A 3,608-nucleotide genomic window follows, 5' to 3' on the forward strand; every position below is an offset into this window, starting at 1 on the left:
GCAGGACATCGCGGCAGCCCCGACGAGCAGCCAGGGCCAGGCCCCGGCCACGGCAGGCAACGACTCACGTGCAGCCGATATCACCAGCGGTTCCAGCAGCGCCCCCAGCAACGCAAACGGTAGCGATGCCACGCAGCCGGCGCGCACCGCGGTGCTGGCGGTGCCGGTGGCCGACGCCAACCGGCTGCTGCTCGGCGCACAGCAGGGCAAGCTGTTCCTCGCCCTGCGCAATCCCGCCGATACCGGCCTGCCGGATGTGGCGCTGTTCCCACAGGCGCGCGGCGTGCTGGACCCGGTGCGCGGCCTGGACAACGAGCAGCAGCAGGCCCTGCAGCGACCGGAGAACAACGCCTACGCCGGCCTGGATGGCGATGCGCTGGCTGGCCGCGGCAGCAGCGTGCAGCGCAGCGTCCACGAAACGCCGGCGCGTGCACCGGTGCAGCGTCGCTCGACGCCGCGACCGGCGAGCATCGAAATCATCCGCGGCGACACTGCTGCCCCCCGTGGCTCCCTTTGACCCTTGCCGAGAGCGCACATGACTGAACGTCGCCACCGCCTACGCCCCACTGTCCGCCAGCGCTGGCTGGCCCTGCTGCTGGTGCTGCTGGCACCGGGTGCGAGCGTGGCTGCCGACGATCTGCTGCTGCAGACCCGCGAACAGCGGCCATGGACGCTGCCGGCCGACCTGGAACGGGTTGCCATCGCCGACCCCGGCGTAGCTGACATCGTGATGCTGCGCGGCGCACGCCAGGCGCTGCTGGTAGGCAAGGCCCCCGGCACCACCACCCTGCTGCTCTGGCATCGCAAGCAGAGCGAACCGCAGCGCGTGCAGGTGCGGGTGCAGAGTGCCGTGCAGGGCGCCGCCGATGCCGGCTCCAGCGGACTGGTGTTCACCCAGCAGGACCAGCAGGGGCTGCTGCAGGGAAGCAGCGACAGCGTGCTGGCGCACATGCAGGAGCAGAAGACCGCGGTGATGGCGCTCGGCAAGGACGGCAGCCTGGCCGATGCCTCCACCATCAGCAGCGGCGGCGTGGTGCAGGTCGAGGTGAAGGTGGTCGAGTTCAACAAGACCGCGCTGAAGCAGATCGGCATCAACTTCCAGAACCGCAACGGTGGTTTCGCCTATGGATTCGCGCGGCCGGGCGGGCAGCTGCCAGGCAACACCGGCATCCTGCCTGGCATGAAGGAAGGTGAGTCCAGCAACGAAAGCGAGTCCCCGATCTCCTCGGCGTTCAGGCTGGTGTTCGGTTCGACCAAGGGCTTGTGGAACGCCGATGTCGACCTGCTGCAGGCCAACGGCATGGCGCGCGTGCTGGCCGAGCCTACGCTCGTTGCGCTGTCCGGGCAGAGCGCCAGCTTCCTGGCCGGTGGCGAACTGCCGATCCTGGAGCCGCAGGGGCTCGGCACGACAACGGTCACCTACAAGCCCTTCGGCATCGGCCTCACCGTTACTCCCACCGTGCTCTCACCGAACCGCATTGCGTTGAAGGTTGCGCCGGAAGCCAGCGACCTGGACTACACCAATGCGATCGCGCTCAACGGCGTGCAGATCCCTTCGATCACCACCCGCCGCGCCGACACCACCGTCGAGCTTGGCGATGGTGAGAGTTTCGTCATCGGCGGCCTGGTCAGTTCCACCGTGGCCTCGACGGTCAACAAGATTCCGCTGCTCGGCGATCTGCCGATCATCGGTACGTTCTTCCGCAACTTCGACTACAAGCGCCAGGACAAGGAACTGGTGATCATCGTCACCCCGCGGTTGGTACAGCCGATTGCCCGCAATACCGAACTGCCGCTGCCCGGCGATCGCGAAGCCAAGCCGAACATGCCCGAATGGGGCGCGTGGCTGCTTGGCCCGATCAGCCGCGATCCGGTTCCCGGTTTCTCGCGCTGACCTGCATGACGTCTCCGGTACTACGCCCATGCCCTACGCCACTGCCCTGCCGCTGCACCCGCAAGGACCACCGATGAACCTGGTCCTGTACGGGATCGACCGTGAACTGCTGCCACGCCTGGCTGCCAAGCTGCCGCCTGCCACGGCACTGCACTGGCAGGACAGCAGCGAGCCGACCTCGGCCCAGGACCTGCAGCGTGGCCCGCAGAACCTTGTACTGTTGGACTTCCGCCGGGAGCATGCCTCGGCATCGACGGTACTGGCGCAGCAGCTGCAGCAGACCCAACCCGAATTGACCCTGGTGGCCGTGGGCGCCACCAGCGCCGGCGAGGTGGAAGGCGTGGTGATGGCGCTGCGCGCCGGCCTGCGCGATGTACTGGACCTGGACAGTGACAACACCGGCATCGAAGCCGCCCTGCGTCGCGCTTTGTCACCGCGCCCCGCCGCAAGCGCACAGCAGGCGCACAAGGCGCGCCTGATCGTGCTGCTGGGCGTGCGCGCCGGCGTCGGCACCAGCACGTTGGCCGCACACCTGTCGGTGCTCGCACAGCAGACCCGCACCCTGGCCCAGGGCGATGCCGCCGTGCAGGACGGGCTGCTGATGGAGCTGGCGCAGCCGGCCGGCGACCTCGCCCTGTACCTCAACCTGGACAGCCGCTTCCACTACGAAGATGCGCTGCGCAATGCCAGCCGCATCGATGCCACCCTGGCCCGCACGGCGATGGCCCGGCACACCAGCGGACTGGTCCTGCTCGACCGTGCCAGTGGCAGCGACGCACTGCCGCCGTCCGATCCTGGTGCGCTGCTGCAACGACTGCGCGGCGTGTTTTCCAGCGTACTGTGCGATGCCGGTGGCTGCCCGCTGCGGCAGCTGCCGCCGCTGCTGCTGGACCAGGCCGATGAAATCTGGCTGGTGGCCGACGCATCGATCGCCACCCTGGTGTCGCTGGACCACGCCCTGAAGCACCTTTCCGGCCAGCGCGACCGCGAGAAGCGACTGCAGCTGGTGATCAACCGCCACGACGACAACAGTGGCATGAGCCCCGAACAGATCGCGCGCCGCTTCGAGCTGCCGCTGCTGGCCACCCTGCCCGAGCGGTCGCGGGTACGCGCCTCCGCCAGCCATGGCCATCTGCTGCTGCAGGATGCGCCGCGCGACCCGTACCTGCGTGCCCTCGCCCCGCTGGTGCAACGCCTGGATCCGGCTGCCTGCCCGGTCCAGGCGCACGGCCTGCGGGAAAGACTTGCCCTTGCCCTGGGTGGATCGCAATGGAAGACAAAGTGACCCCGTTCCCGCACGTTGTCGCCCGCAGCACGGTGCCGGAGCATGCACCGGGCAGCCTGCCGTTCGCACAGACCGAGCAGTACCAGAAGGTGCTGTCGGCCGCGCACGAGCATCTGCTCAACAGCATCGAAGACGAGCGCATCGACATCGATTCCTGGGCCCCCGACACCATCGCCCGCTGGGTGGAAGTGCAGACGGTCAGTTTCATCCAGGAATGGCGCATCCCCATCAACGAAGAAGAAATGCAGGTGGTGGCCGAAGGCCTGGTCAAGGAGCTGACCGGGTTCGGCCCGCTCGATGACCTGCTGCATGACCCCACCATCGAAGACATCCTGATCAATGGCTTCAAGGATGTGCATGTCTCCCAGGGCGGGCAGCTCAAACGCGCGCCACAGCGCTTCACCGATGACACCCACCTGCTGCGCATCC

Annotated in this window: 2 protein-coding genes and 2 pseudogenes; all 4 read left to right on the plus strand. The window is 68.0% G+C overall.

Annotation, left to right across the window (positions count from 1 at the left end):
• Positions 1-517, plus strand: a pseudogene (locus AB4Y84_RS16095) (Flp pilus assembly protein CpaB); the annotation flags it as partial.
• Between the two features lie 18 nt (positions 518-535).
• Complete coding sequence (locus AB4Y84_RS16100) at positions 536-1,894, plus strand: type II and III secretion system protein family protein (protein WP_025878543.1); 1,359 nt, start codon at positions 536-538, stop codon at positions 1,892-1,894.
• Positions 1,895-1,922: 28 nt separating this feature from the next.
• Positions 1,923-3,179 (plus strand): AAA family ATPase, encoded by a 1,257-nt coding sequence (locus tag AB4Y84_RS16105; protein ID WP_442244834.1) that lies wholly within the window; start codon positions 1,923-1,925, stop codon positions 3,177-3,179.
• A pseudogene (locus AB4Y84_RS16110) lies at positions 3,164-3,608 on the plus strand (CpaF family protein); the annotation flags it as partial. The gene AB4Y84_RS16105 and the pseudogene AB4Y84_RS16110, both read left to right, overlap by 16 nt.

The sequence above is a fragment of the Stenotrophomonas sp. 2YAF22 genome (genome assembly GCF_052114665.1).
Classification (GTDB): domain Bacteria; phylum Pseudomonadota; class Gammaproteobacteria; order Xanthomonadales; family Xanthomonadaceae; genus Stenotrophomonas; species Stenotrophomonas indicatrix.

Bases quoted from the DNA above. Each gene is read 5' to 3' on its own strand.
- AB4Y84_RS16105 (WP_442244834.1), top strand. From the start codon at position 1,923: ATGCCCTACGCCACTGCCCTGCCGCTGCACCCGCAAGGACCACCGATG.
- AB4Y84_RS16100 (WP_025878543.1), top strand. From the start codon at position 536: ATGACTGAACGTCGCCACCGCCTACGCCCCACTGTCCGCCAGCGCTGG.